Source organism: Phenylobacterium sp. CCH9-H3, assembly GCF_001557235.1.
In the GTDB taxonomy this organism is placed as follows: domain Bacteria; phylum Pseudomonadota; class Alphaproteobacteria; order Caulobacterales; family Caulobacteraceae; genus Phenylobacterium.
In genome coordinates this window covers 1-25,680 of sequence record NZ_LSJI01000245.1, presented here as the reverse complement: position 1 = coordinate 25,680, position 25,680 = coordinate 1, and the positions used below count along the sequence as shown (strand labels likewise).

At 70.2% G+C, this 25,680-nt stretch carries 27 protein-coding genes and 1 tRNA gene; 14 read left to right on the top strand and 14 right to left on the bottom strand.

Features of this window, described 5'->3' with window-relative positions; all coding sequences use genetic code 11:
* Positions 1–596 (top strand): lysozyme inhibitor LprI family protein (locus AX721_RS21590; protein WP_231754750.1); only part of this gene is annotated, 596 nt, incomplete at its 5' end.
* Positions 597–600: 4 nt separating this feature from the next.
* Here the strand turns inward: AX721_RS21590 and AX721_RS21585 are convergent.
* From AX721_RS21585 to AX721_RS21565, 5 genes are all read right to left on the bottom strand, one after another.
* The gene (locus AX721_RS21585) at positions 601–1,821 is read right to left on the bottom strand and encodes a JmjC domain-containing protein (RefSeq protein ID WP_068878033.1); all 1,221 of its coding nucleotides are present in this window, start codon (positions 1,819–1,821) and stop codon (positions 601–603) included.
* A gap of 122 nt (positions 1,822–1,943) precedes the next feature.
* Complete coding sequence (locus AX721_RS21580) at positions 1,944–2,411, bottom strand: DUF3429 domain-containing protein (RefSeq protein WP_156467318.1); 468 nt, start codon at positions 2,409–2,411, stop codon at positions 1,944–1,946.
* A gap of 6 nt (positions 2,412–2,417) precedes the next feature.
* Complete coding sequence (locus AX721_RS21575) at positions 2,418–3,236, bottom strand: TIGR02186 family protein (RefSeq protein WP_082765467.1); 819 nt, start codon at positions 3,234–3,236, stop codon at positions 2,418–2,420.
* The gene (locus AX721_RS21570) at positions 3,236–4,156 is read right to left on the bottom strand and encodes a sulfite exporter TauE/SafE family protein (RefSeq protein ID WP_068878031.1); all 921 of its coding nucleotides are present in this window, start codon (positions 4,154–4,156) and stop codon (positions 3,236–3,238) included. The genes AX721_RS21575 and AX721_RS21570 overlap by 1 nt, the downstream gene beginning before the upstream one ends.
* Before the next feature lie 31 nt (positions 4,157–4,187).
* On the bottom strand, positions 4,188–6,794 hold the full coding sequence (locus AX721_RS21565; RefSeq protein ID WP_068878030.1) for a tetratricopeptide repeat protein: 2,607 nt from the start codon (positions 6,792–6,794) through the stop codon (positions 4,188–4,190).
* Between the two features lie 133 nt (positions 6,795–6,927).
* On the opposite strand from AX721_RS21565, the gene AX721_RS21560 reads away from it, so the two are divergent.
* Complete coding sequence (locus tag AX721_RS21560; protein WP_068878029.1) at positions 6,928–7,128, top strand: hypothetical protein; 201 nt, start codon at positions 6,928–6,930, stop codon at positions 7,126–7,128.
* A gap of 11 nt (positions 7,129–7,139) precedes the next feature.
* On the opposite strand, the gene AX721_RS21555 is transcribed toward AX721_RS21560, so the two are convergent.
* A complete protein-coding gene (locus AX721_RS21555) occupies positions 7,140–7,841 on the bottom strand; it encodes a M23 family metallopeptidase (protein WP_082765466.1) in 702 nt (233 codons plus the stop codon).
* A 246-nt stretch (positions 7,842–8,087) separates the two neighbouring features.
* On the opposite strand from AX721_RS21555, the gene AX721_RS21550 reads away from it, so the two are divergent.
* The 4 genes from AX721_RS21550 to AX721_RS21535 are packed head-to-tail and all read left to right on the top strand — an operon-like array spanning position 8,088 to position 11,752.
* The gene (locus tag AX721_RS21550) at positions 8,088–8,726 is read left to right on the top strand and encodes a TetR/AcrR family transcriptional regulator (RefSeq protein WP_068878027.1); all 639 of its coding nucleotides are present in this window, start codon (positions 8,088–8,090) and stop codon (positions 8,724–8,726) included.
* Positions 8,723–9,694 carry an HlyD family secretion protein gene (locus AX721_RS21545; protein ID WP_231733254.1) on the top strand — a complete coding sequence of 324 codons (972 nt, stop codon included), beginning with the start codon at positions 8,723–8,725 and terminating at the stop codon, positions 9,692–9,694. The genes AX721_RS21550 and AX721_RS21545 overlap by 4 nt, the downstream gene beginning before the upstream one ends.
* Positions 9,695–9,707: 13 nt before the next feature.
* A complete protein-coding gene (locus tag AX721_RS21540) occupies positions 9,708–10,625 on the top strand; it encodes an ABC transporter ATP-binding protein (RefSeq protein WP_068878026.1) in 918 nt (305 codons plus the stop codon).
* On the top strand, positions 10,622–11,752 hold the full coding sequence (locus AX721_RS21535) for an ABC transporter permease (RefSeq protein ID WP_068878025.1): 1,131 nt from the start codon (positions 10,622–10,624) through the stop codon (positions 11,750–11,752). The genes AX721_RS21540 and AX721_RS21535 overlap by 4 nt, the downstream gene beginning before the upstream one ends.
* On the opposite strand, the gene AX721_RS21530 is transcribed toward AX721_RS21535, so the two are convergent.
* Positions 11,753–12,370, bottom strand: coding sequence for a hypothetical protein (locus AX721_RS21530; protein ID WP_068878024.1), 618 nt, complete (start codon positions 12,368–12,370; stop codon positions 11,753–11,755).
* 55 nt (positions 12,371–12,425) lie between these two features.
* On the bottom strand, positions 12,426–13,313 hold the full coding sequence (locus tag AX721_RS21525; protein WP_068878023.1) for a YdiY family protein: 888 nt from the start codon (positions 13,311–13,313) through the stop codon (positions 12,426–12,428).
* Positions 13,314–13,519: 206 nt separating this feature from the next.
* Here AX721_RS21525 and cdd point away from each other — a divergent pair, with 206 nt between their 5' ends.
* Entirely contained in the window at positions 13,520–13,924 is a 405-nt protein-coding gene (cdd, locus tag AX721_RS21520) for a cytidine deaminase (protein WP_068878022.1), read from the top strand.
* Here cdd and AX721_RS21515 read toward each other — a convergent pair.
* Positions 13,921–15,747, bottom strand: coding sequence for a DUF885 family protein (locus tag AX721_RS21515; protein ID WP_068878021.1), 1,827 nt, complete (start codon positions 15,745–15,747; stop codon positions 13,921–13,923). The two genes, cdd and AX721_RS21515, sit on opposite strands and share 4 nt — an antisense overlap.
* Positions 15,748–15,916: 169 nt before the next feature.
* On the opposite strand from AX721_RS21515, the gene AX721_RS21510 reads away from it, so the two are divergent.
* The 6 genes from AX721_RS21510 (at position 15,917) to AX721_RS21485 (ending at position 20,683) form a co-directional block, all read left to right on the top strand.
* Positions 15,917–18,472 carry a helicase-related protein gene (locus tag AX721_RS21510; RefSeq protein WP_068878020.1) on the top strand — a complete coding sequence of 852 codons (2,556 nt, stop codon included), beginning with the start codon at positions 15,917–15,919 and terminating at the stop codon, positions 18,470–18,472.
* Positions 18,469–18,756: an RNA-binding S4 domain-containing protein gene (locus AX721_RS21505; protein ID WP_068878019.1), complete on the top strand. Its 288-nt coding sequence runs from the start codon at positions 18,469–18,471 to the stop codon at positions 18,754–18,756. Before AX721_RS21510 ends, AX721_RS21505 begins: the two co-directional genes overlap by 4 nt.
* Positions 18,757–18,787: 31 nt before the next feature.
* Entirely contained in the window at positions 18,788–19,228 is a 441-nt protein-coding gene (locus AX721_RS21500; protein WP_068878018.1) for a DUF805 domain-containing protein, read from the top strand.
* 119 nt (positions 19,229–19,347) lie between these two features.
* A complete protein-coding gene (gene fdxA, locus AX721_RS21495) occupies positions 19,348–19,689 on the top strand; it encodes a ferredoxin FdxA (RefSeq protein WP_068878017.1) in 342 nt (113 codons plus the stop codon).
* Between the two features lie 288 nt (positions 19,690–19,977).
* On the top strand, positions 19,978–20,493 hold the full coding sequence (locus AX721_RS21490) for a CarD family transcriptional regulator (RefSeq protein WP_068878016.1): 516 nt from the start codon (positions 19,978–19,980) through the stop codon (positions 20,491–20,493).
* Between the two features lie 113 nt (positions 20,494–20,606).
* A tRNA-Arg gene (locus AX721_RS21485) sits at positions 20,607–20,683 on the top strand.
* A 154-nt stretch (positions 20,684–20,837) separates the two neighbouring features.
* On the opposite strand, the gene AX721_RS21480 is transcribed toward AX721_RS21485, so the two are convergent.
* Complete coding sequence (locus tag AX721_RS21480) at positions 20,838–21,728, bottom strand: AraC family transcriptional regulator (RefSeq protein ID WP_068878015.1); 891 nt, start codon at positions 21,726–21,728, stop codon at positions 20,838–20,840.
* A 160-nt stretch (positions 21,729–21,888) separates the two neighbouring features.
* On the opposite strand from AX721_RS21480, the gene AX721_RS21475 reads away from it, so the two are divergent.
* A complete protein-coding gene (locus tag AX721_RS21475) occupies positions 21,889–22,260 on the top strand; it encodes a putative quinol monooxygenase (protein WP_068878014.1) in 372 nt (123 codons plus the stop codon).
* Positions 22,261–22,415: 155 nt separating this feature from the next.
* On the opposite strand, the gene AX721_RS21470 is transcribed toward AX721_RS21475, so the two are convergent.
* The 4 genes from AX721_RS21470 to AX721_RS21455 form a co-directional block, all read right to left on the bottom strand.
* Positions 22,416–23,318 (bottom strand): SDR family NAD(P)-dependent oxidoreductase, encoded by a 903-nt coding sequence (locus AX721_RS21470; protein WP_082765463.1) that lies wholly within the window; start codon positions 23,316–23,318, stop codon positions 22,416–22,418.
* Positions 23,315–24,136, bottom strand: a complete 822-nt coding sequence (locus tag AX721_RS21465; RefSeq protein WP_068878013.1) for an enoyl-CoA hydratase/isomerase family protein — start codon at positions 24,134–24,136, stop codon at positions 23,315–23,317. The genes AX721_RS21470 and AX721_RS21465 overlap by 4 nt, the downstream gene beginning before the upstream one ends.
* A gap of 299 nt (positions 24,137–24,435) precedes the next feature.
* On the bottom strand, positions 24,436–25,107 hold the full coding sequence (locus AX721_RS21460; protein WP_068878012.1) for a TetR/AcrR family transcriptional regulator: 672 nt from the start codon (positions 25,105–25,107) through the stop codon (positions 24,436–24,438).
* 129 nt (positions 25,108–25,236) lie between these two features.
* Positions 25,237–25,680 (bottom strand): MFS transporter (locus tag AX721_RS21455; protein WP_156467317.1); only part of this gene is annotated, 444 nt, incomplete at its 5' end.

Here is a 25,680-nt window from a genome sequence, read left to right as displayed (position 1 = left end):
ATCTGGTGGCGCGAACCAATCCCCCGGTGCCGGCGAAGGACGCTTCGAACGGGTCGGAGGCGGCGGCGATGGCGGCGGCGCGTCCGATGAACGTCCAGGTGGCCCAGGTCGCCCCCCTACCCGTCCCCTCGGTCGGCGCCGACAAGCTTGAGGTGCTGCCGCGTGACACGGGCGAGAGGCCGGCGCCGGTTCGCGCGCCCACCCCGCCGCGCGTCGCCCCCGCGACCGCGCCGGATCCCGCGCCACCGGCGAAGGCCGAACCGCCTCCGGGCCAGGACGCCGTGGCCACCGCGCCAGCGTCGCCCGGGCCGTCACCGACCGCCCGGCGCGCCAGCTACGATTGCGCCGACGCGCCATCACCCGCCCGCGCCATGGTCTGCAGAGACGCGGGACTCGCGCGCATGGACCAACGGATGAAGCAGGCCTACGCCGAAGCGCTGGCGGCGGGCGTCCCGGAGGAAGAGCTTGCGGCCGAGCAGGAGGATTGGATGTCCATACGGGAAGAGGCGGCCCGCTATTCCCGGCGCTCGGTGGCGAACATCTATCGCCAGCGGATCGAGGAGCTGGAATCGATGAGCGAGCCCAGCTGGCAGTGACGTCTCACGCGCCGACGGGCGCGCTGGCGAACAGGTCGGCGACGCTGGCGGTCGGCGAGGCGACCTCCAGGAAGCCTACTTCGAGGAACCGGGCGACCAGGGCGAGGCGGACCTCATCGCCGATCGGCCCGGGCAGGTCCCGGACCCGGAACCGCGGTGTGTCGGCGATGAACACCACCGCCTCCTGCGCCCCGCGGTGGATGTAGAGGTGACCGCCGGGATAGGCCACGTCGATGGTGTCCGCGTTGGCCCCGATCTGGGTGAACGCGCCGTCCGCGTGGCGCAGGACGGTGTCGAGACTCACCGCCGGCGTCTTCGTCGGGCGCTTCAGCGGGGCCAGATCGCCCACCGCCCGCGACGCCCGGCGCTGCAGCGCCGCAGCCACGAAGCCGGGCGAGCGCGTGGCGTTGAACAGATGGCCGACCGCTTCGGCCACCGTCGGCGCCAGCGCCTCAAAGTCCGCGCCTTCGAGCTGGCCGGCCAGGGTGGCGCGCAGGGGACGGTTCAGGTCGGACAGGTGGTCCAGGGCCGCGATCAGCGCTTCGCGCAGAGTCAGGGGCGTGAAGCCGAGGGCGAGGTGGACGGACTCGGTATCCGAGTCGACGGTGTGGAACGTGCCCCGCGGCAGGTACATCAGGTCGCCGGGCGCGAGATCGAGCACCTGGTGCGCGCCGAGATCCGGCGGATTGCCGGAGACGCCCCGCCAGGTGTTGAACAGCTCGGACTGCCGGGTGGCGACGTACCAGCGCTTGGTTCCTTCGAGCTGGACGACGATCAGATCGTGGTCGTCGTAGTGGACCGGCGCCCGCATGCCCCCACGGCTCCAGAACGCAGAGGCGGTGACCGGCCCCTGGATCAGCAGTTCCAGGGCCCGCGCCAGGCCGTCGAGCTCGGGCGACAGCGGGCGCAGGTCGGGGAAGCGGATCGAATAGTTGCGGGCGTGGAAGGCGGCTATGCGCTCGCGGAAGTCGGCGGCGTCTCGGACGCTTGAGAGGTCGGGCGGCGGGCCCGATGCATTGGCCGAGTGATACGTCAGCTCCGGAGCCAGATGGACGGCGTCCGCGAGCACCGCCTTGGGATCGGCGCCCAGCAACGCCGGGCGCGAGGAATGGCCGTCATGGCGCGCCAACCGGAAACCGCCCGAAAGACCGGGCCCCAGGAACTCGTCTACAGCGAGCGGCGACAGGAACTGCCCCAGGCGCGCCTGGGCCTCCGCCAAGTCCATTCGAAAGCATCCCCGCGGCGCGACGCTTCAGCGTCGCGATGGCGGCGAAATCACATGCGTCGGCGAGTGTTGTCATCCAGCGTGCGACGAACGGTCGATCCGGCGGGGCGAGTGCGCGCTTCCTAGCCGTTCATCGCCTTCTCCAGCGCCAGGGCCAGCGACACGCAGGCGCTGCCGGTGACGGCGGTGGACAGGATCGGATAGCGCGACGGCGTGTCGGGCGTCTGGTGATCGAACAGCCACTGGATCAGGAACGCCGTCAGGAAACCGCCCAGGATCCAGCTGTCCGGCGCGCGACCTCGGGCGAGCAGGATCATGACCGCGCCCACGGCGCAGAGAAATGAGAATGCCTGGCGCGCAACGCGCGGACGGGGCTCGCGCGTCTCCAGGCCCCAGCGCACGCCGCCCAGGAAAGCCAGGGTGATGGCGGACCATGCGATGAGCAGGGTCAGGGACGGGGCGGCCCATTGCGCAGAGCCGTAGGCGAACAGCAGGGCGGCGACGGGAAACGGCGCCAGCGCGATCAGCGCGATGCCCCAAAGCGCGACGGGAATGGACTCCGCCCTGGCGGCGGGTCGCACGTCATCCATGAGCAATCAGTCTCTCCGGAATGCCGCCGAGGCCGCCCAACCGGCCGCCAGCGCGAAGGCCATGGCCGCCAGACCGTATGACCATGGCCTGTCATGGGCCCACACGTAAAGAGCCCGCTCGATGCCCACCTTCTCGACGGTGAGCGTCCGCGCGCGGCTGGCCACCGGCTTGCCGTTCTGGAACAGCAGGATCTCGGCGCGGTAGACGCCGGTCGGGGCGCCGGTGGGCAGGGCGATCTCGGCCCGGAACAGGCCACGGTCGACGAAGCGCACCCCGCGCCCGTCCTCGTGATACAGCCCCGCCTTTTCCTTCAGCCGGACAACCGCTCGGCGCCAGTCGTAGTAGTCGGGGCCCAGGCTGGAGACGACCACGTCGCGCACGCCATAGCGGGTCTCGATGTGCTGTTCCGCCGGCGCGTTGATCGGCAGGTGGTCGACCCCCGCGCCCAGCCGCCGCAGTGTCCCGAAGGTGGCGATATCTCCCAGCGGCCGGTTCGATGCGGCGCGGTAGAAGCCCGGCGCACCGCGGAACACCACGGGGCGGCTGTTGAGCCAGAGTCCGGCGACCCGCTGCTTGCGGGTCAGGCGGACGGGCTGTTCGGGACCACGCACCAGCACCACGACGTCCGAAGGACGGGCGGCGGCGTCGAACACGGCGCCGTAGAGCACGATGCGGGCGCCGCGGAAGTCGGACTTCACCTGCACCGTCGTGTCGGTCAGCGCCGCCGAGATCACCGGCGCGCCCTGCGCGGCGGGCGCCGGCGGCAGGGGCGGCGTCGGCACGACGGCGACGGTGGCGGCGGCTAGGGCGGCGAGCGCGACCATCAGCCCATCCCCGACATCAGGACGAACGGCTCGTCCGGCGTGAGGAACAGGCCCAAGCCCATTCGCAGGCCCACCAGCAGGACGATCAGGGCCAGGATCGCCCGCAGCTCTTCCGCCCGGAAACGCGACGAGGCGCGGGCGCCGAACTGGGCGCCCACGATGCCGCCGACTAGGAGCAGGGTGGCCAGCACGATGTCGACGGTCTGGTTGCGACCGGCCTGGAGCACGCCGGTGAGCGCGGTGGTGATGATGATCTGCAGCAGGCTGGTGCCCACGACCATGCCGGCCGGCATGCGCAGGATGTAGACCATGGCCGGCACCAGGATGAAGCCGCCGCCCACGCCCATGATCGCCGACAGCACCCCCACGAAGGCGCCCAGGACCAGCGGCGGGATCACGCTGATGTAGAGCCGCGAGCGCGGGAACCGCATCTTGAGCGGCAGGCCGTACAGCCAGACCGGCCGGCGGTCGCGGCGCGGCGGCGGGGGCTCGTTGCGGCGCCGGCGCAGGATGGCGCCCAGGCTCTCCATCAGCATCAGGCCGCCGATGACGCCCAGGAAGAGGAGGTAGGAGAGCGAGACCACAAGGTCCGCCTGGCCCAGCAGCCGCAGCCAGCGGAACAGCTCGACGCCGGCGAAGGCGCCGATGACGCCGCCCGCCGCCAGCACCGCGCCCATGCGCAGGTCGACCGCCCGTCGCCGGCTGTAGGCGATGACGCTGGACATGGACGACGCGGCCACGTGGTTGGCCATCGACGAGACGGCCACCGGCGCTGGAATGCCCAGGAACACCAGCATGGGCGTCATGAGGAAGCCGCCGCCGATGCCGAACATGCCCGAGATGAAGCCCACGGCCGCGCCCAGGAGCACGATCAGCGGGGCGTTCACGGACACCTCGGCGATGGGCAGGTAAATGTCCACGACCGGGCCTACTTCCGCCCCGGCCCTACCGTCAACGCCGGTCGACGTGCAGCGGCGGGCCGCCGGCCTGATCGCGACGATATTCGGCCAGCGCGCGGTCGTAGGCGACGCTGGCGCGGCCATCCAGCGGGCCGTCGTAGTAGCCCAGGCGCGTCAGGACGAGCTGGGTCTGGCGGACGTTCATGCTGTGAGGCGTCAGCGCCGCGGTCTCCGTGGACCTCACCGGCTTGAGTTGGGGCTTGGGCCCCATCTCCGAGAGCGCCTTGCGGGCCTGCTCGTCGCCCTTGGCGGCCGCGCGCTCGAACCAGGCCCTTGCGCGCACGAGGTCCTTCGGAAGGCCCGAACCGGACTGGTAGAGAAGGCCCAGGTTGTACTGGCTTTCCACCACGCCCGCGGCCGCCGCCTTGCCGAACCACTGGGCGGCGCTCGTCAGGTCCTGGGGGCCGCCCTCGCCGCGGAAGAGATAGACGCCGAGGTTGTGCATCGCCTTCACGTCGCCGTTCTCGGCGGCCGAGGTGGTGAGCCGCCGCGCCTCGGCCGGGTTCTGCGGCAGGCCCGCGCCCCCCTCGTCGTAGAGCTGGGCGAGATAGAGCTGGGCCTGGGCGTGGTTCGCCTCGGCCAGGGACTTGAGGGTGTCGAGCGCGCCGGGGACGCCCGCCTCCACGTCGGCGCGCACCTTTTCGAAGGCGGGCTGAGGCCGGGGCGCGGCCGCGAAGCCGGTCGGGCCCAGCGCCATCGAGGCGCGGGCGGGCGAGCCGTCGGGCGTGAGGGCGACCGGATCGGGAGCCGGGGTCGGCTCCTTCGGCGCCTGCATCAGGGTGAGGCCGGCCGCTCCCACGCTCATGAACGCCGCCCCGCCGGCGACCAGCAGCGCGGTCTGCAGCGCCGAGTGCCGCGGCGCGCCCTTGGCCTTCTGGGTGTTGAACCCCTGGAACAGCCGGCCGGAGGCGGCGGCCTTCATCTTGGCGCGCACCTTGGCGGGGCCGGCGGCCTTGGCCTCCTGGGCGGCCCGGGCGGTGGCGCGGGCCTGCTCGATCACCTGGCGGGTCGAGAGCTCCCGGATCGGATCGATCGGCTCGGCCGACTGGAAGAGGTCGTCGTCGTCCTCGTCGTCCAGCGGCTGGAACGTCTCCGGGATCCGCGGCTCGGGAATCTCCAGGTCCAGGCGCCGCCAGGGCGGAGCGACGGTCTCGGCGCTGATCTCGGCCACCGCGGCGATGTCGTCGGCGGTTTCCGCGCGGGAGTAGAACTCCGGCCCGAACACGGCGGCAGCGGGTTCCGGTTCGGGAGCCGCCTCTACGGCTAGCGCCGATTCCGGCTCCGGCTCCGGCTCCGGCGGCGGCCCCAGGATGCGCATGGCCTCGGCCAGCGGATCGAGCTCGTCGAGATCGGCAGCCGCCGACGCGACATCGAGGGGATCGTCCTCCGGCTCGGCGGCCGCTTCGGCGGCGGCCTCCGCCGCATCCTCGACCGTCGATTGCGGGAGGAAAAAGGCCTCCGGCTCGGGGACATAGGCCGCCACGGGCTCCGTGGCGGGGGCCGCGGCGGGCGGCGGGGCTGTCGCGATGCGCTCGCGGATGGCGGCCAGTTCCGCCCCGAAGCGCTCGAAAGCCTCGGCCTGCGCGTGTTCGCCGCGCGCCAGGCGCTGCTCGACCGCACCGGCGATCCGGGCGATCTCGGACCCCACCTGATCGATGGCTTCGGCGCCGCGCTGGTCCACCTCGATCAGCTTCTTGCCCACGGCCTCGGCCATGGACAGCACCTGCCGGCCGATGTCCTCGACCGCCTGGGCCGAGCGGCGCTCCGCGGCGCGGACCTGTTCGGCGAGCTCGGCGAACCGGTTCTCTCCGCCGGCCGAGGCGATCTTCTCCGCCACTTCGGCGCGGACCGCCTCGACCCGGTGCGTCAGGACCTGGGCCAGGGCCTCGAACTTCAGCTCAGCCTGCTCGCTCCCGGCGCCTTCCACCGCGCCGATCCGGCGGTCCAGGGCGGCCAGCGCGCCTTGCAGCCCCTCGAGCGCCGAGGCCGTGCGGGCTTCCGCCGTGGCCAGCCGGTCGCCCAGCCGCTGGAGCACGGTGTCGACCACCACCGCCGGCTCGATGCGGCTGAGCCGGGCTTCGATGAGCCGCAACGCCTCGATGGAGCGGGGGCCGCCGCCGGCCTCGCTTTCCAGCCGCCGCAGGCGCTCGCCGAAATAGCTCTGCTCGGCCGAGGACTCCGCAAGCAGGCCCTCCAGGCGCGTAGCCGCCGCATGCTGTTCGCGCTCGGTGGTCTCGATCCGCGCCAGAGCCTGGCGGACGGAATGCTCGACGCCGTTGATGGCGAGGCCGGTTCGGGTCTCCGACGCCTCGATCCTGTCGGTCAGCCGGTCCAGGGCGTGGGCGATGCGGGCCATGTCCGGCGGCGTGGCCGGCGGCGGCGCGGGCGGCGAGATCGCGCGCAGACGCGGGGCCTGGGCGCGGAACGGACGGTCGCCGAACTGCGCCTCGGCCGTCACCTCGTCCGGGACGTCGTCCTCGAGGATCACCCGGTTCAGCCATTCGCCCAGCGTCATGCCGGAACGACGGGCGAGGTCCTTCGCGACCTCGCGGGCCTTCGGGTCGATCCCCTTGACGCTCCAGGGCGCCCCCGCGCTCATCCGAATCGCTTCTCCGCCTAGCCTGGGACGCTACCGACCGATTCCTGGGGTGTAAACGAACGCTTAACGCTACATCTGGTGTGCGCCGCCCATTCCTGTGGATGGCCGTCGTCGGTTCGCGTAGGGGTCCGGCATGGATCTGCGCCTGCTTGTCGCCCTGGGGCTGGGCCTCGCCGCCCTGTCCGCCTTCGCCGGCTGGCGCGGCGCGCGGCCGCCGAATCCGATGAAGGGACCTCGCCTGATCCCCTGGCGCGCGATCATGGTCTTCGCCGCCGCCGGCGCGGTGATCGTCCTCGTCCAGATCGAGCGGGCGTTCGGCTTCGCCCCCCGCTAGGAGTTTCGGCCCTAGTCGGCTGCCGCGAGAGTGGTCGCCGCGGGGCGGTATTGCGCGACGATCATCCGGGTCGCGTCGAGGCGCGCGCCCCGCCGGTCGATGATCTCGAGGTGCACATGGTCGGTCATGCCGCCGGGGTACTTGCGTTGCAGCGAGTGCGCCTTGCCGATCGGACGGCCGATGGCCACGGCATCGCCCACATCGACGGTCGGCTTCACATAGAAGACCCGAGCGGCGTAGTTCAGGGCTGGATTGGTGATCTCGACGAACTTCAGGCTCTGATCGCCCGCATAGGCGTAGCCGATCTTGGTGACATAGCCGGAGATCGGGGCGTCGACGTCCTGGCCCGCCTGGGCGCGGTAGTCCACGCCTTCGTGCCGACGGCTGCCCCCGTCGCGGCGCGCTCCGAACTGGCCGGCGCCATAGGCGTCATGCTCGCGAGGCTCGAGGCCCGTCGGATTGGCGAAGTCGGCGCGGCCGTCGCCGTCGACGTCGGCGCCGTCCCACACCCGCTCCATCGGCGTGGGTTCCGCTGGCGGATCCGCCCGCTCGATGGCGCGTTCCACCGCCGTCGCCAGAGTGATCCGATGCCCCGGCTGGCTGAGCGGCGCCGCAGCAGCGGCCGTCGCCGTGACAAGCGCGACTATAAATACCAACAGCGCAGGTTTCGTTTCGACCAGCTCAAGCAAACGCGTGGGAACGCCCAACTTCATCCAGGATCCTTCACTCAACAAATGCACGCCGCACTTGGACTATTGCCAAGCTTCGTGGCGGTTTGACTGGAACGCCGCGCCGAAGGCGGCGATGTGATGGGTCCTGGCTTCGGACCGGGGCGAAAAATAGGCGGAGCCGCCAAATTTAACCATGCGACCGGTCGCCGCCGGGCGAACACGGTTCCGCTTGCGCTGTCGCGCCGCAGCTGTTACTAACCGGCCAGTCAGTTATTTAAAGAGCGATCCATGGACGCCGGCGCGCCCAAGTTCCGAAGACGCAAGGCCGACCGGCCCGCGGAAATCGTGCAGGCCGCGCTCGCGGTCTTCGCGGAGAAGGGGTTCGCCGCGGCGAAGCTGGAGGACATCGCCCGCCGGGCGGGGGTCTCCAAAGGGGCGATCTATCTCTACTTCGAGACCAAGGAAGACATCTTCCGCGCGGTCGTCGGCCAGGCCATCGCCCCCAACGTCGGCGCGGTGAAAGCCATGGCCGCCGCCCACCCGGGGCCGCTGGCCGACCTGCTGCGCGGCGTGACCGGGCACATCGCCTGGGTGGTGACCCATACGCCGCTGGGCGGTGTGCTGAAGATGGTGGTCGGCGAGGCGGGCAACTTCCCGGAAATCGCGCGGGTCTGGCATGACGAGCTGGTGTCCCAGGCCCTCGGGACCCTGACCGCCGCCATCGCCGCCGCCCAGGCCCGGGGCGAGGTCAAACCGGGCGACCCCCGCATCTACGCCCTGCAACTCATCTCGCCGCTGCTGGTCGCAGTGCTCTGGCGCGAGACCTTCGTGCCGGTCGGCGCCGAGCCGTTCGACCTCCCCGCCGTGATGAGCCAGCACATCGACACCCTGCTGCTGGGCCTGCTCACGGAAGGAGCCCGCGCATGACCATGACCCGTCAGCGCCTGCTGGTGGCCGGGCTGATCGGCGCGGCCGCCGTGATCGCCGCCCTGGTGATCTGGGTCCCAAGGATGGACCGGCCCGCCACCCTCTCCGGCTATGTCGAGGGCGAGCCGCTGTACATGGCCGCGCCCGTCGCCGGGACGGTCCGCCAGGTCAGCGTGGCGCGCGGCCAGGATGTGGCGGCCGGCCAGGCCCTGTTCGTGGTCGATCCGGCCCAGGTGCGCGCCCAGGCCGATCAGGCCTCGGCGGAAGCCGCCGCCGCCCAGGCCCAGGCGCAGGACGCCCGCAAGGGCCAGCGGCCGGCCGAGCTGGCGGTGTTCGAGGCGAACATCGCCGCCGCGGAGGCCCGCGCCCGCGACGCCCACGCCGATCTGCGGCGGGTCCGACCCCTGGTCCGCCAGGGCTGGTACGCGCCGGCCCGCCTGGACGACGCGCGCGCCGCCGCCGACGCCGCCGACGCCCAGGTGCGGGCCGCCCGCAAGCAGCGCGACGCCGCCCTGCTGGGCGCCCGCGAGGACCAGGTGCGCGCCGCCGACGCCCGCGTGGCGCAGGCGGAGGCCGCGGTGACGGGCGCCGCCGCCCGCCTGGCCGAGGTGGCGCCGCGCGCGCCGGCCAAGGCGCGGGTGGAGGACGTGTTCTTCCATCCGGGCGAATGGGCGCCGGCCAACCAGCCGATCCTGTCCCTGCTGCCGGACGAACGGATCAAGGTGCGCTTCTTCGTGCCCGAGCGGCAGCTGGCGGCGTACCGCATCGGCCGCACGGTCCGTTTCGCCTGCGACGGTTGCGCCAAAGGGCTGTCGGCGCGCATCGAGTTCGTCGCGCCCCGGCCCGAGTTCACCCCGCCGGTGATCTACAGCCGCGAGGCGCGCGACCGCCTGGTCTATCTGGTCGAAGCCCGCCCCAGCGCGCGCCTGAACCCCGGCCAGCCGGTCGACGTGGAGCCCCTGTCGTGAGGCGCGCCGCCACATGACCCTGGCCATCGACGTCCACGGCCTGAACAAGTCGTTCGGCGACAAGCACGTCGTCGACGACGTCACGATCCAGGTCGAGGCCGGGCGGATCTGCGGATTCCTGGGCCCGAACGGCTCCGGGAAGACCACCACCCTGCGGATGCTCTGCGGATTGCTCACGCCGGACTCGGGCTCGGGCGAGGCGCTGGGCTTCGACATCATCGCGCAGGCCGACGAGGTGAAGCGGCGGACCGGCTACATGACCCAGAAGTTCTCGCTCTACGAGGACCTGACCATCGCCGAGAACCTGCAGTTCACGGCCCGGGTCTATGGCCTGGACCGCCGGCGCGAACGGGTCGACGCGGCGCTGGAGCGGCTGGGACTGACGTCGCGGCGTGGCCAGTTGGCGGGCACGCTCTCGGGCGGCTGGAAGCAGCGGCTGGCCCTGGCCGCCGCCACCTTGCACGAGCCCCGGCTGCTGCTGCTGGACGAGCCCACGGCCGGCGTCGATCCCAAGGCGCGCCGGACGTTCTGGGACGAGATCCATGCCCTGGCCGCCGAGGGCCTGACCGTCCTGGTCTCCACCCACTACATGGACGAGGCCGAGCGGTGCCATGAGATCGCGTACATCAGCTACGGCCGGCTGATCGCCCGCGGGACGGCGGCGGAGGTGATCGCCGCGTCGGGCCTGGTCACCCTGCACGGCGAAGGGCCGAACGCCGACCGGCTGGCCCACGATCTGGCCGGGGCGGCCGGGGTCGAGACCGCGGCCGCCTTCGGCGCGGCCATCCACGTCAGCGGGACCGACCGGTCCGCCCTGGAAGCGGCGGTGAAGCCCTACCGTCGCGCTCCTTACCGCTGGAGCGAGGTCCCGCCCACGCTCGAGGACGTGTTCATCCAGCTCATGGGCCAGAGCCAGGACAACATTCGATGAGCGGCCTGTCGTGGCTCCGCGTGTTCGCCGTCCTGGTGAAGGAGTTCAAGCAGCTCACCCGCGACCGCATCACCTACGCCATGATGCTGGCCATCCCCGTCGTGCAGCTCACGCTGTTCGGCTACGCCATCAACACCGAGCCGCGCCACCTGCCCACCGCCGTCCTGATCCAGGAGGACAGCCGCCATGCCCGCTCCATCGTCGCGGCGTTGAAGAACTCCGCCTATTTCGACTTCGTGGCCCAGGCGCGCAGCCCGGCCGAGTTGGACCGGCTGCTCCGCGATGGCGAGGTCCAGTTCGCGGTGACCATACCGGGCGACTTCAGCCGCCGGGTCGCCCGCGCAGACCGCGCCCAGATCCTGGTGGAGGCCGACGCCACCGACCCTTCGGCCACCGGCGGGGCCGTCGCCGCCCTCGCCGCCCTGCCGGCCCACGCCCTGCGCCACGACCTCGCCGGCGCCCTCGCGCCTCGGCAGGGTGACGCGCCGTTCGAAGTGGTCGTCCATCGCCGCTACAACCCCGAGGCCATCACCGCCTACAACATCGTGCCGGGCCTCCTGGGCATCATCCTGTCCCTGACGCTGGTGATGATGACGGCGCTCAGCGTCACCCGCGAGACCGAGCGCGGGACGATGGAGACCCTGCTGTCCACCCCGCTGGAGCCCCTTGAGGTGATGATCGGCAAGCTCGCGCCCTACGTCTTCGTGGGGCTGGTCCAGACCGCGATCATCCTGGTCATGGCCGCGACCCTGTTCCAGGTGCCGATGGGCGGCGGCTGGATCGGCCTGTCGGCCGGCATCGCACTCTTCATCACCGGCTCGCTGGCCCTGGGCTTTCTCATCTCGACGGTGGCGAGGTCGCAGCTCCAGGCCATGCAGATGAGCTTCTTCTACATCCTGCCGTCGATCCTGCTGTCGGGGTTCATGTTCCCGTTCCGCGGCATGCCGGCCTGGGCGCAGTGGATCGGGGAAGTGATCCCCGTCACGCACTTCCTGCGCGTGGTGCGAGGCTCGCTGCTGAAATCGCAGGGGCTCGGCGACCAATGGCGCGAACTCGCGGCCCTGACCGCCTTCGTACTGGTGGTGACGGCGCTCGCCATGGCGCGCTACCGCCGCACCTTGGACTAGCTAGACGGCCAGCAGGTCGCGGAAGTCCGCAGGGTTCAGGCCCATCTTCTGCAGGTCGTGGCGCATGTCGGCGAGCATCGCCCGGGCGCCCCGGACGGCCTCGAACCCTGCGTCACCGGCGGTCAGCGCAACCTCCTGGCCGAGGTTGGGGTCGAAGGCGAGCCGCACCTCCGTCCCCAGCTCCCGGCTCAGATCGCGCTCCCGACGCGCCGCATCGCGGGCGTCGGCCACCTGGTCGCGGACATAGCTCTTCAGCGCGTCGGGATCGCCGCTGGTAAACACGTCGCCGGAAATGAAGCCCAGTCCGGAGACCTCCTGCATCGGTTCCGGCGGAGGCGTCGGCGTCAGAATGCCGACCTCCGACATGCTGGCGAGGCCGTAGGCGCGGGCGGCGCGGGCCCGATCGGCGGCGTCGCCGCTCCACATCTCCGCGGAAGCCAGGAGTTGCGCGTCGACGCGCACCAAGGCGCCCTGGGGGACCATCTGCAGCTGAACTGTCTCCGGCGGCGTCGGCGTCAGCGCGCCGGCGAGGTCGGTCAGGGCAGAACCTACCTCATGGTGACGCTTGACCCGATCGACCGGGAAAGAATTGCCGATCCCGCTGATAGACATGGACATACGCAACTCCCTGTTGCGGGATGCTGCGCAAAGGCTGTGCCAATCCGACGCAGGGTCAGAAGCTGTAGACCAGGCTCGCCCGGGTCGTGGTGTCGGTGTGTTCGCGCCCGGCCGGTGGCTCGGTCTCGGCGCGCACGTCGAAGGAGGCCCGGGCGGAAAGGTCGCCGCGCAGCTTGGTGGTGAGCGCGGTCGTGGCGGTGAGCGAGGAGCTCACCGAATCCAGGAACACCGTGGCGTTCTGGGTGAAGACGAGGTCCGGCCGGATCGTCCAGGACAGATCGCCGCCCAGCCGCGCCGAGAAGGCGACCTCGTCGCTGCGGTCGTAGTAGTTGATCTGCCGCAGCGCCGGGCCGGCCTGGACGTCCAGGCGCAGGTCCCGCTGTTCGACCAGCCGGTAACCGAAGCCGACGCTCTCCGAGAATCGGCTCCTGAAACCGGCGAACCGGTCGCGCTCGCCCGACAGCGAGACCGCCACGAACGAGCGGCCGTTCAGCTTCCACTGGCCGGCGTAGCCCGCGAAGTAGCGCTCCTTGGAGACCGCCCCACCCGAGCGCTGGTAGTCGCCCTGCGCCCGGATCTCGTGCCGCCAGCGCAGCGTTTCCTTGGCGAAGGACAGGCCTGCGGAACCGCCGATATCCTCGCTGTTGCCGGTGCTGATGAAGCCGCCGGCCTGGCCCTCGCCCTTCCAGCCGTCGCGGAAGCGCAGGCTGGTGATCCGGGCGACTCTCTCCTCCTCGGCTCGCGAGGTCAGCGCCGCCACCTGGGCGTCGATCTCGTCGAGGGATTCCGGGTGGGTGCGGCGCGCCACCTCAGCCACCGTCGCAAGGGCGCCGGGGGTCTCCGCAGCGGCCTCGATCATCCGCGCCACCGGGGCCGGAAGGGGCGCGGCGAGGGCGAGGCCTGGCATGACAACCAAGACGACGGACATCAGCAGGAGGCGCATGCCGGGCTCCGAGTCGGGAAAGGGTCGGGAGCCTAGCCAATTCCCCGCAGAACGCGGCGGCCTTGCGGCGCCTGGCCTCCAGACGGCTCGTATTGTCCTCCGGTTTGGGCAATGCGCGCCGCGCGAGCCCCGGCGCATGGACGCAGCCGGTCGACCAGCCTAGACTTCGCCGTCCCTCCAACGCCCTGGGACGATCCCCTCCAAACATGCCGACCTCCGCCCCGCCCGCCATCGCCGCGGAACTGCGCCGCCTGTTGGCGCACAGCCATGCGCCCTACTCCGGCGTGCACGTGGCCGCGGGCGTCGAGGCCGAAGACGGCTCGATCCACTACGGCGTCAACGTCGAGAACGCGGCCTACCCGCAGGGCGTCTGCGCCGAGGCCAGCGCGATCTCGGCGATGGTGACGGACGGCCACAAGGCGATCCGCCGGGTGTGGCTCGCCTCGTCCCTGCCCGGCCTCATCTGGCCCTGCGGCGGCTGCCGGCAGAAGATCTGGGAGCTTTCCGAGCCCGGTTGCGAGGTGGTCAGCGTCGGCCCCGACGGCGCGGTCGAGACACACGCCATCGAGGCCCTGCTGCCGCTCGGGTTCCGGCTGGAGCCCCCGCGCTAGGCCGGCTTGGCGCCCGCCACGTAGCGGTCCACCACCCCTTCCAGCACCGCCAGCGGACATCCGCCCGTGGTCACCACCGCATCGTTGTAGTCGCGCAGGTCAAAGCGGTCTCCGAGGGCCGCCTTCGCCTTGGCCCGCAGGCGCACGATCTCGTTGTGGCCGGTCTTGTAGGCGCACGCCTGGCCCGGGCTGGCGCAATAGCGGTCGACCTCGCTGGTGATCGCGCCGGTCGAGCGGCCGGTGGCGGCGACCATCCAGGCCACCGTCTGCTCGCGGGTCCAGCGCTTGTCGTGCAGGCCGGTGTCGACCACCAGCCGCGCCGCGCGGAAGCGGAGGGCCTGCAGGTAGCCGAGCCGTCCCATCGGATCGTCCGCATAGAGGCCCACCTCGTCGGCGAGCTGTTCGGCATAGAGGGCCCAGCCCTCCGTGAAGGCGCCGAAGTTCATCAGCGAGGCGATGGTGTGGATCTCGCCGGGCCGCTCGGCGAGGTAGGCGCCCTGCCAGGCGTGGCCGGGCAAGGCCTCGTGCATGGAAAGGCTGGCCAGGGTGTATTTCGGCCAGTTCGAGGTGTCGCTGAGGTTCACGTAGTAGATGGCCGGTCGCGACCCATCGAGGGCGGCGAAGTTCATGTAGCCCAGGCCCGCGCCAGCCTCGATCTCCTTGGGCACGGCGCGCACCTCGACCGGCGCCTTGAGGTCCAGCTTCGAGAATTTGGGGATGAAGGGCCGGATGGCGGCGATCCGCCCCTCGATATAGGCCAGCACCTCGCGCTTGCCGGCCTCGGTGTTCGGATAGACGAACCTGGGATCCTTGGTCAGGGCGCCCATGCGCTCGCCCACCGTCCCCTGGGTGAAGCCCTGGGCCTTGAGGATGCCGTCCATCATGGCGTCGATCTCGGCGCCCTGCTCCAGGCCCGCCTTGTGGATCTCGGCCGGGGCGCGGTCGGTGGTGGTGTTGTACTTCAGGCCCCAGCGGTAATAGTCCGCGCCGTCCCGGAACTTCCAGACGCCGGCGTCATGGGTGGCGCGGGGCTGCTGCGCCTTCAGCACCGCGATCTGGCGCTCCAGCGCCGGATACACCTTCTGCGCCACGATGGCCGTGGCGCGGGCCTGCCAGTCGCCGTCGATCCCCTTGGCCTTGGCGCGCTCGGCCAGCGAGCCGACCAGCCGCGTGGCGGCGGGATCCTGGGCGCGAGCCTCCTCGCCCTGCCGCAGGGCCGTGGCCAGCAGGAAGTCGGGCAGGATCACGCCCTTGCCGGCCGCGTCCTTGATCCGGTCGCTCTCCTGGTCCAGCGCGGTCCCGTACTGCTCGAGACGGGCCAGATAGGCTTCGGCGTCGTCACGGGTCTCGATCAGGTGCTGGGCGTTCAGGAACTCGCCGGTGTTGACCACCGTCCCGTCCTGCTGGCTGACCACATAGGGGTTCGCATAGTCCTTGCCGTAGCCGAACCGGCCGCCCTCGGCGCCCACGTCCTGGGCGTAGAGCACGCTGTCGTAGGTGGTCAGGTCGCGACCCCGCAGGCTGGCGCGCGGCAGGGCCCGCAGGCGCTTCGCGCGGTCGGCGTAGGCGGCGATCTGCTTCGCCCGCCCTCCCGCCGAGACGTCGTCCAGCCGGCGCTTCAACGCCGCGTCGGCTCCCTTGTCCTTGCCGAGGCTGCTCGCGGTCTGCGGCGCATCGGCCAGGATCTCCTTCACGAAAGCGTCGAGCAACCCGGCGAGCCGCGTATCGTTCACTCCTTCGCCCTCTGCGGCGAAGGCGGCCAGGGGCGAGGCGGCGAGCCCCAGGGCGGCCCCGGTGAGGAGCAGGTGACGGCGGGTGGTCATGGGCGGGAATCCCGAATGAGCGAACGATCGGGCGCGACCCTAGCGGGCGGCGACGGCTGCGCAATTCCTAAGCGCCGAACGGTGTTTGCACAGAACATCAGCGCCGCTCTTCGCCGCGGATGGCGAGGCGCCGCTTGTCCGACTCCCCCGGCCATCCCACGTTGAAGCCATGAGCGACCGCCCTTCGGGCGCGGCGCCGTCCCGGTTGGTGGCGGTGCTGGGGCCCACGAACACCGGCAAGACCCACCTGGCGGTGGAGCGCATGTTGGGGCACGCGTCCGGCATGATCGGACTGCCGCTGCGGCTGCTGGCGCGCGAGATCTACGACCGCATCGTCAAGGCGCGCGGCGTCCGCTGCGTCGCCCTGATCACCGGCGAGGAGAAGATCGTCCCGCCCCGGCCGCAGTATTACGTCTGCACCGTCGAGGCGATGCCGCTCTCCGTCGAGGTGGAATTCCTGGCCGTCGACGAGATCCAGCTCTGCGCCGATCCCGAGCGCGGCCATGTCTTCACCCACCGCCTGCTGCATGCGCGCGGCCGGTCCGAGACCATGCTGCTGGGCGCCGGGACCATGGCGCCCCTGGTGCGCCGCCTGTTGCCGCACGCCGAGATCCAGACCCGCGACAGGTTCAGCCAGCTGACCTATTCGGGTCCGAAGAAGCTGACCAAGCTGCCGCGCCGCTCGGCGGTGGTCGCCTTCAGCGCCGAGCAGGTCTACGCGATCGCCGAGCTGATCCGCCGCCAGCGCGGCGGGGCGGCGGTGGTCATGGGCAGCCTCAGCCCCCGCACCCGCAACGCCCAGGTCGCGCTCTACCAGTCGGGCGAGGTGGACTTCCTGGTGGCGACGGACGCCATCGGCATGGGCTTGAACATGGACGTCGACCACGTGGCCTTCGCCGGCCTGCGCAAGTTCGACGGCCGCCGCACGCGCTTTCTCCATCCGCAGGAGATCGGGCAGATCGCGGGCCGCGCCGGCCGCTACCAGAAGGACGGCACCTTCGGCGTCACCGGCGAGGCCGAGGACATGGACCCCGACCTGGTGGAGGCGGTGGAACACCACGCGTTCGAGCCTGTCGCCGGCGCCGAATGGCGCAATTCGAAGCTCGACTTCTCCGCCCTGCCCGCCCTGATCCGCAGCCTGGCGAAGCTGCCCGACCGCGAGGGCCTGAAACTCTCGGCCGAGGCGCTGGACGAGACTACGCTCAAGGCCCTGGCCGAGGACGAGGTGGTGCAGGTCCGGACCCGCGACAAGACCAACCTCATGCGCCTATGGGACGTCTGCCAGACTCCCGATTTCCGCAAGGTGGCGCGGGAGGAGCATGTGGGCCTGGTGAAGGCCTTCTTCCTGCAGCTCACCGAGCGGCGGCGGCGGATCGGCGACGACTGGATGGCACGGCAGTACGAACAGTTGAATCGCACCGACGGCGAGATCGACACCCTCGCGACCCGCCTCGCCAGCGTCCGCACCCTGGCCTACGTGGCCAACCGGCCCGACTGGCTGGTCGATCCCGGGGCCTGGCAGCAGCAGACCCGTGGGCTGGAGGACAAGCTCTCCGACACCCTGCACGAAAAGCTGATGGCCCGGTTCGTCGACCGGCGGACCAGCGCCCTGATGCGCGGCCTGCGGGTGCGGGAGGAGATGCTGGCGGGCGTCGCGGCGGACGGCGCCGTCACCGTCGAGGGGCACTACGTGGGCCGCCTCTCCGGTCTGGACTTCGAGGCGGCCCAGGGCGGCAGCCTTCTTGAGGAGAGGGCCCTGCGCGCAGCCGCCCAGCACGCCGTGGCGCCCGAGATCAGCCGTCGCCTGGGCCGCCTGGCGGCGGCGCCCGACGAGGCCTTCGATCTCGGCCAGGACGGGGCGGTGCTGTGGGACGGGGTCGTCGTCGGCATGATCACCGGCGGCCAGCCGTTCGCGCCTCGGGTCCGGCTGCTGGGCGAACTCGGCCACGACGCGGCGCGGCAGCGGGCCGCCCGGCGGCTGGAGGCCTTTGTCGCCGCCGAGGCGGGCCGCAGGCTCGCGCCGCTGCGGCGGCTGGAGGCGGCGGTGGCCGAAGGGAAGATCCGCGGCCTGGCCCGCGGGGTCGCCTACCGCCTCATCGAGTCCGGCGGGGTGCTGGACCGGGCCGAGGTGGCGGTGGAGACCCGCGGCCTCAGCCAGGTCGAGCGGCGCATGCTGCGGGGCCTGGGCGTGCGGATCGGCGCCTTCTCGCTCTACCTGCCCGGCCTGTTGCGGCCGGAGGCCCGGGCGCTGGCCCAGGCGATCACGGCGCGCGAGGCCGACGGCTGGCGGCCGCCCCACGACGTCCTCAGCCGCCTGCCTGTGGCGGGGCCTTCGCCACGGGTCCTGGCCGCCCACGGCCTGCGCGCAGTGAAGGGGCTGGCCGCGCCCGTGGAGCAACTGGAGACGCTGGACGAGCTGCTACGTGCCGCGCCCGTGCGCAACGGGGGCGCCGTACTGACTGAACACGCCCGCGAGACCCTGGGCTGGAGCGCCGAGGAGGCGACCGCGATCCTGCGCGGCCTGGGATTCGCGCCGGCCAACAAGCCGCGCGAGAACGAGCCGATCGGCTGGCGCCGCCGTTCCGAGCGCAAGGTCGATGCCGCGGCCGCCCGGCCCCCGCCGCACTCGCCCTTCGCCGCCCTCGCCGCGCTGAAGGACCAGCCGGCGCCCACCCGCCGGCCGCGACGCCGGCGAAGGAAGGCGGCCGGACCCGCGTCGGCATGAGCGAGGCCGCCGCCTGTCGCGCGGACGTCTGGCTCTGGCGCGCCCGCTTCTTCAAGACCCGGGCCCTGGCGGCGAAGTTCGTCGAAAGCGGCCGTATCCGGATCACCCGTACCGGGCAGGATGAGCACCGTCTCGACAAGCCTGCGCGACCTCTGAAGGTGGGCGACCAGCTTGTCTTCGCCCTCGGCGGCCGGCTGATCGCCATCACCGTACAGGCCGTGGGCGACCGCCGCGGACCCGCGGATGAGGCGCGGACGCTCTACTCGACGCTGGGCCAAGGCTGAGCCACAATTCCTCAGCGAATTGGGGGCGCGCGTGAGCGACAGGCTGGAGAGCGCTGCGGCCGGCAGGGCCGAACCTAGCAAGGACGGCTTTGGACGCTGGATCGCCGGCCGCGCCCGGCGCCGGGAATATTGGGCCCTGGCAGCGCCCTGGTTCATCGCGGCGACCGCTGTCGCGATGATGGCGCCAGGCTTCGAGATCGTGCTTGGCCCATTGCTGCTGCTGCTGTGGATCCGCCGTCTGCACGACTTGGGCTTCACCGGTTGGTTTGCGCCGCTCATCAATGTCGCGGTGGCGATCGTCGGCTGGATCGAAAGGGGCGTGCTTTCAGCCGGCGGCGACGGCGGCGGCCTGGCCCAGGGCCTGGTTTCGCTGGCGGCCCTTGCGATCCTTGGCCTGGTTCCGGGCCAACCTCACGCCAACCGCTATGGCCCGCCGCCGGGCAAGCGCGACCTTGCCGAGACCTTCAGCTAGGCCGCTATCCCTGTTTCCAGAATTCCTGGCGCCTCATCGCATTGACAAGAGGCGCCCCGGCCGTGAAAAACCCGCGCCCCCGACGAGGGCGGCGCCGCCGGAGCCTTGAAGCACCCGCCATGACCTACATCGTGATGGATCCCTGCATCAAATGTAAGTTCATGGACTGCGTGGAGGTGTGCCCCGTCGATTGCTTCTACGAGGGCGAGAACTTCCTGGCGATCAATCCGGACGAATGCATCGACTGCGGCGTCTGCGAGCCCGAGTGCCCGGTCGACGCCATCAAGCCCGACACCGAGGACGATCCGGACGGCAAGTGGCTGCGGATCAACTCCGAATACTCGAAGGTGTGGCCGAACATCACGGTCAAGGGCGAGCCGCCTGCGGACAAGGAAGCTTTCGAGCGCGAAACCGGCAAGTTCGAGAAATACTTCTCCGAGAAGCCCGGCCGCGGCTCCTGAACCCGACCTCCGCGACCGCCCGACCAGGGTCGGCGCAACCCTTTCTTTCGGCTCATTTTTGTGTTAATGTCGGCAACGACACGACACGAAGGCTTCGCCTGCGTCGGTCTGCAGCTAGAACAGCCGGCCGGCGCCCATGTCGGCACGGGCGAAGGGTGTCTTAAGAGGTCAGCTCCGAATTTCCAAGTGATGCGCTGCCGCGATCCTTCCCGCGGAAGGGCAGCTATTCGCTAATTCGGAGCCCGACGGATGTGCCGCGGCGACGCGGACGGATAGAGAGGTATCTCGATGAGCAAGAGCGGTCACGAATTCTCGGTTGGCGATCACGTCGTCTACCCGGCCCACGGCGTGGGTCAGGTGCAAGGGATCGAAACCCAGGAAGTCGCCGGTCTGAAGCTTGAAGTCTACGTCATCACCTTCGACCACGAGAAGATGACGCTGCGCGTACCCACCGCCAAGGCCAAGACGGCCGGCCTGCGTTCGCTCGCCGAGACCGGCGTGGTGTCCAAGGCCCTGACCACTCTCAAGGGCCGCGCCCGTGTGAAGCGCACCATGTGGTCGCGCCGCGCGCAGGAGTACGAAGCCAAGATCAATTCGGGCGACCTGATCTCGATCGCCGAAGTCGTGCGCGACCTGCACCGCGCCGAGAACCAGCCCGAACAGTCCTACTCCGAGCGCCAGCTGTATGAGAGCGCCCTGGATCGCATGGCCCGCGAGGTCGCCGCCATCGAGCGCATCGACCGCGACGCGGCCATCGCCATGCTGAACAAGTCGCTGGTGAAGACTCAGGCCGCCGCGGCCTGATCAGCTTCCCGCTTTGAACGCGAGACGCCCGGCCTCATCCGCCGGGCGTTTTCGTTTGCGCTGGCCACCCCAGTTGCCCCGCCGCCTCGCCCGTGGCACGAACCGCCCCGCGTGGCCTCGTAGCTCAGCCGGATAGAGCAGGGCTTTCCTAAAGCCAAGGTCGGGGGTTCGAGTCCCTCCGAGGCCGCCACTCTTTGTCGGGCCAACTTAGGAGTGGCCCCTTTCCAAGCTAAGAGTGGCCTCTTTCCAACTTGGCGGCCGGAAGGCCGCTCGGCGCCAGTTGGTGACATTGGGATCGGGCTCGAGGGCGGACATTCCCCGCATCCGCGAGCAGGCCCGATTTCTCAGGCCGCTCGGATCGCGCGTCGCGCCGCGTCGGTCTCGCGGCCGGGCGGCAGCCCGAAGAAGCGTCGGTACTCTCGGGTGAACTGCGGCACGCTTTCGTAGCCGACTTCGTAAGCGGCGTGGCTAGGCCTCCCTCCCTTGGCCAGCATGAGACGACGCGCTTCGATCAGGCGGAGCTGTTTCTGGAACTGAAGCGGCGACAGTGACGTCACCGCCTTGAAATGCTGGTGGAACGTCGATGGGCTCATCCCGGCCGCCGACGCCAATCGTTCGATGCCTAGAGTCGACGCGAAATCCTGCCGGATGATCTCGATCGCCCGGCCGATCCGCCGCGCATGGCTGTCGGGAGAGCCCAACTGCCGGATCGCAGCTCCGTGGCGCCCTGCCAGCAGCCAATAGTGCATCTCGCGCACCAGCTGGGTCTGCAACAGGGGAATGGCGGCAGGACGCTCCAGCAGGTTGATGAGCCGGAGCGCGGTGTCGGCCACTTCGGCGTCGGTGGCCTGGAGGCGGAGCGCGTAACCGGTCTTCGCCATCGCCGCCCTCATCTCCCCCGAGAGCGCAGCGATCAGCGCTGCATCGAGATAGAGCGCGAAAGACAGATATGGCGCAGCACCGCTCGCCCGGGTGATCTGGTTGACCGTGGGCGCGTCGGCCGTAAGCAGCATGGAGTCGCCAGCGCTGAACGCCAGGGTCTGGCTTCCCACGGTCACTTGCTTGGCTCCCTGCACGACCAGGCAGATCAGCGGGCGCTGGATGGCGTACTGCAGCTCGCCCACGGCGGTCGTGCGAACGAGGGTCATGCCCTTGATGTCCGTAGGGGCGATACCCCCCGCGCCGGCATTGGCCACGGTGTAGCGGCTGACGGCGTCTCGCAGCTGTCGGGTCATCGAGACCTCGGTACAGGAAGCATCGCGAGCGTAAAGCGGCTTCGCAGTTTTAGGCAAGATTACCGCGCAAGCAGGCAACCCGGTCTGTGGCGATCGGCGTACCGGAGGGTTCCTCGGCGACCCGCCCCGGGACGCGCTCACGGATGAAACGGAAGGTTCAATGACCTCGCAGGCAGTTCAGCAGCATCGCGGCGTCGTCATGACCGGTGAGGATGGCGATGAGGGCCGCAAGGCCTTCTACATCCTGATCGAGGCTCGTCCCGGCCTTGAAACCGAGGTCCTTCAGATGCTGAAGGACATCCGGGCCTGCGTCGAGAATGAACGAGCGACCGGTCCCTGGTACGCTGTACAGCAGTCGCCTACTACGTTCGCCATCTTCGAGGTCTTCCCGAACATCGCGGGGCGCGACGCCCACGTGGCCGGGGGAGGTGGGGACGTTTTCCGCGACGTCGAACGGATGAACCGCCTGCTGGCGCAGCCGGCCCATGTCCGGAAGGTCGACGTCCTCCTCAGCAAACAGGTATTCGCCTAGCCTGGGGCGCGTCCGTCTCGCCAACGGAGATATCGCGGTCGCGCCAGGAACCGGACGTTCGCGGGAGATGATGGAGATTCGCGCCATCGGGAGCGGGGGGCGATGGCGCGAGGATGTTCGAAGGCCTCGCCGTGGGCACGCCCTTTCGACGCGGTCTAAGGTGCGCGGTCGAGCTCCAGCCCCGCCTTTATGAGCTCGAGTCGGCTTTGAGCGAAGCACTCGGTCGGCACGAACTCGCCGTCGCGATCACACAGCTCCTCCCATCGTGCGACGAGCTGCTCCGGCGCGTCGGCCGCCGCGCCGACATGAACGCCTTTCGTGAGCGTCACGTAGTTGATCTCGAAGCTGCCGGCTCCACCCGCCAGAATGGTCTTGCTGGGGGCGTCGTCCCACACCAGCGCCAGAAGCCCTGAACTGACGAGATCTGGCTTCAGCAGTGCGAGGTGTTCCTGCGGAAGCAGGCCATCCAGCATCTGGGTGGAGGCCGTGGGCGCCAGGCAATTGACCCGGATGCCGTGCTTTCGTCCTTCGATCGCCAAGGTATTCATTAGGCCCACGAGCGCCATCTTCGCAGCGCTGTAGTTGGCTTGGCCGAAGTTACCGTAGAGTCCCGAGGAGGAGGTCGTCATCACCACGCGGCCGTGATTCTGACTCCGCATCGTTTCCCAGACGGCCTTGGTGCATACGGCGGCGCCCATGACGTGAACCTCCAGCACGTGGCGGAAATCCTCCAGGCTCATCTTCGCGAACGACCTGTCCCGGAGGACCCCGGCGTTGTTCACGAGTATGTCGACCCGTCCCCACCGCGCCAGTGCACGCTCGACCATCGCCTCGACGGCGTTGGCATCGGTAACCGACGCGACGGCGGCCTCGGCCTCGCCGCCGCTCGAGGCGATCTCGGCCGCCACCGCTTCGGCCGCCGGGGTCATGTCGTTGACGACCACCTTGGCGCCGCGGCTCGCCAGGAGCTTGGCATGGGCGCGTCCGAGCCCGGCGCCGGCGCCCGTGACGATCGCCACGCGCCCCGTCAGGTCTATCCTGGCCTTAGCCTTTCTCATTTGACGATGCTCCCCAGCTTCACGCTGTCGTGCGAATGCTCGGACACCGTCGAGGCGAACAGTTCGAAGCCGAAGTGCATGTTGAAGTCGTCGGTGAAGAGCCGTTTCCAGCGCCGGCGCGAAAGCTGCGTCGTGAGGCGCCGCACCACCCGGCTGCTCTTCATGATCTGCGCCGCCAGCTCCCGCGCGCGGGGCAGGAGCTGTTCGCGGGCCATCACCTCGTTGACCAGCCCCACCCGCAGCGCTTCCTCGGCGTCGAGACCGCCGTTGGCCAGCGCCAGGTAGTTGGCGCGCTTCATCCCCAGGAGCTCCTGGTAGACTAGGAACTGCCCGTCACCCGGCACCATCCCCAGGGGAATGTGGGCCTCCATGAAGCGGACGTCGTCCGCGCAGATCGTCAGGTCGGCCAGAAGCGCGATCTCGAGATGGTGGCCCGGTCCGTTGATGACGCCAATGATCGGGATATCCACCGACCAGAGCTGGTTCTCCTGCAGCTTGGTCCCGTCGACGTACCAGATGTCGTAGCAGCGTCGCAGGAACTCCGCATGGCTGATCCCGAAGCTGTCCTCGTTGAAGCCCTGAGCCAGCCAGCGGTCGCCCGTCCCGCTGATGATGAGCAGTTCGTTCTCGCGATCGGCGCCGACCGCGGCAAACATCTGCGGCCAGGCCCGATGGAGCTCGTAGCTCCACCTCGGCGTGTCGCCGTTCTCGTGCATCCGCACTTCGATCACGCCGTTCGTGCGGGTCATCACGAAATGCTCCGCAAAGCGCCGGCTGTAGCTCTCGAACGACTCGTCGGCGACGAAACTCACGCCCATCCAATCACCCTCCCTGCAAGCGCTGCCAGGTGCCCTCAATATATGAATCTGTTTCTAGAATCACATTCTCATAAAGACAAGCATCCAGGATTGGTTGGGGGCGCAGGGCCTTCGCGGGGCGGGGCAGCGCGCAGGCGCGCTCGGCCGGCAGCACTGTGGCGCTCCGCCGGAGCGTCTCAGCTCAGGGGCCCGCACGTGATCGCGAACCCGGGCGGCAGGGACATCGGCACGCGCAGCGAAGTCGCCGTCGGCGCCGATCGGCGCGGCGAAGCCGGCGGGAGAGCCGGCGCGTCTGAATCTCAGCCGGGGTCGTCGAGGGATGCTTCGGTCGCCGTCAGCGCGCCGCTCTGGGCGCGGGCGATGGTGTCGACCGCGAACCGCGACAGATGCTCCAGCGCGGTCGCGTTGGACACCGCCCCCTTCCAGCGACCGATCCAGTCGATGAGGACAGACTGCATCGCCACAGCCGTCGTCAGGCGCACGATGATCTTCACCGCCAGATGCAGCTGGCCGGGATCGCTCTGCGGCGCCCGCGCCACAAGCAGGGCCGTGAAGTTGTCGACCGCGGCCTGCCAGACCTTGGTCCGCATCTCGGTGATGTGGCCGGTATCGGCCAGATAGGCTGCGCCCAGGACGTGCGCGGCGCGCCGGTAGAAGCGATCGATCGCCTTCATGATGCCGCGCACCATCTGGTCGTCCGACTTCCCGTCCCACTTCGATGGGGCGCTGAGCGGTCCCATGCAGGCGATCGCCTGGTCCGAGACCTTCAGATGGAGACCGGCGAGCAGCGCCTTCTTGTCCTTGAAGCGCGCATAGATGGACCCGACGGCCACGTCGGCGTGGGCGGCGAGGTCCGCGATCGTGATCTCGTCGAAGGGCTTGGCCTTCAGTAAGGCGTCAAACGACCGGTAGACCTCGTCCATCGTCCGCTGGCTGCGCGCCTGCGCCGGGGCGCGGATCACATCAATCATGGTCTTGATCCATCCGACGCCCCCGCTTGCCTGCGACCACCCCAGTTGCGCGAACTGACTCGGCCCTGCCACTTGGTCGCGTATTCCACCGGCAAGATCAAGAACGTCATTCTATTTCTTCGCCACATCTCAGGCTGCGCGCTTCGGCGCAGCGGATGGGCTTGGCGCGCGTTCCGCCTCTCCCCGCAACCGCGTGCAGGCGAACGCCGCGGCCAGGGCCGGCGTCGACAGCAACGCCAGCAGGGCGCCCTCCGGAACGCCGCCGGCCAGGAGAAAGCCGCAAAGCGCAGGTCCTGCGATGGCGCCGCCGCGGCCCGCCGTGGCCGCAAAGCCGATCCCGGTAGCGCGTAGGGCGGTCGGATAGAGGCCGCCGGCGAAGGCGTTCAGGAGCAACTGGCTGCCGCCGGAGACGCAGCCCAACAGGGCGCAGAGCACGAGGACGACCGCGAAGGGCGCCGCCAGAAGCGCGCCGGTGAGCACGAACAGCCCTCCGCCCAGCACGTAGGTGACCGGCAGCACCCGGCCCATGCCGAAGCGGTCCGCCGCCCAGCCCAGCGGAAAGCTGCCGACGAT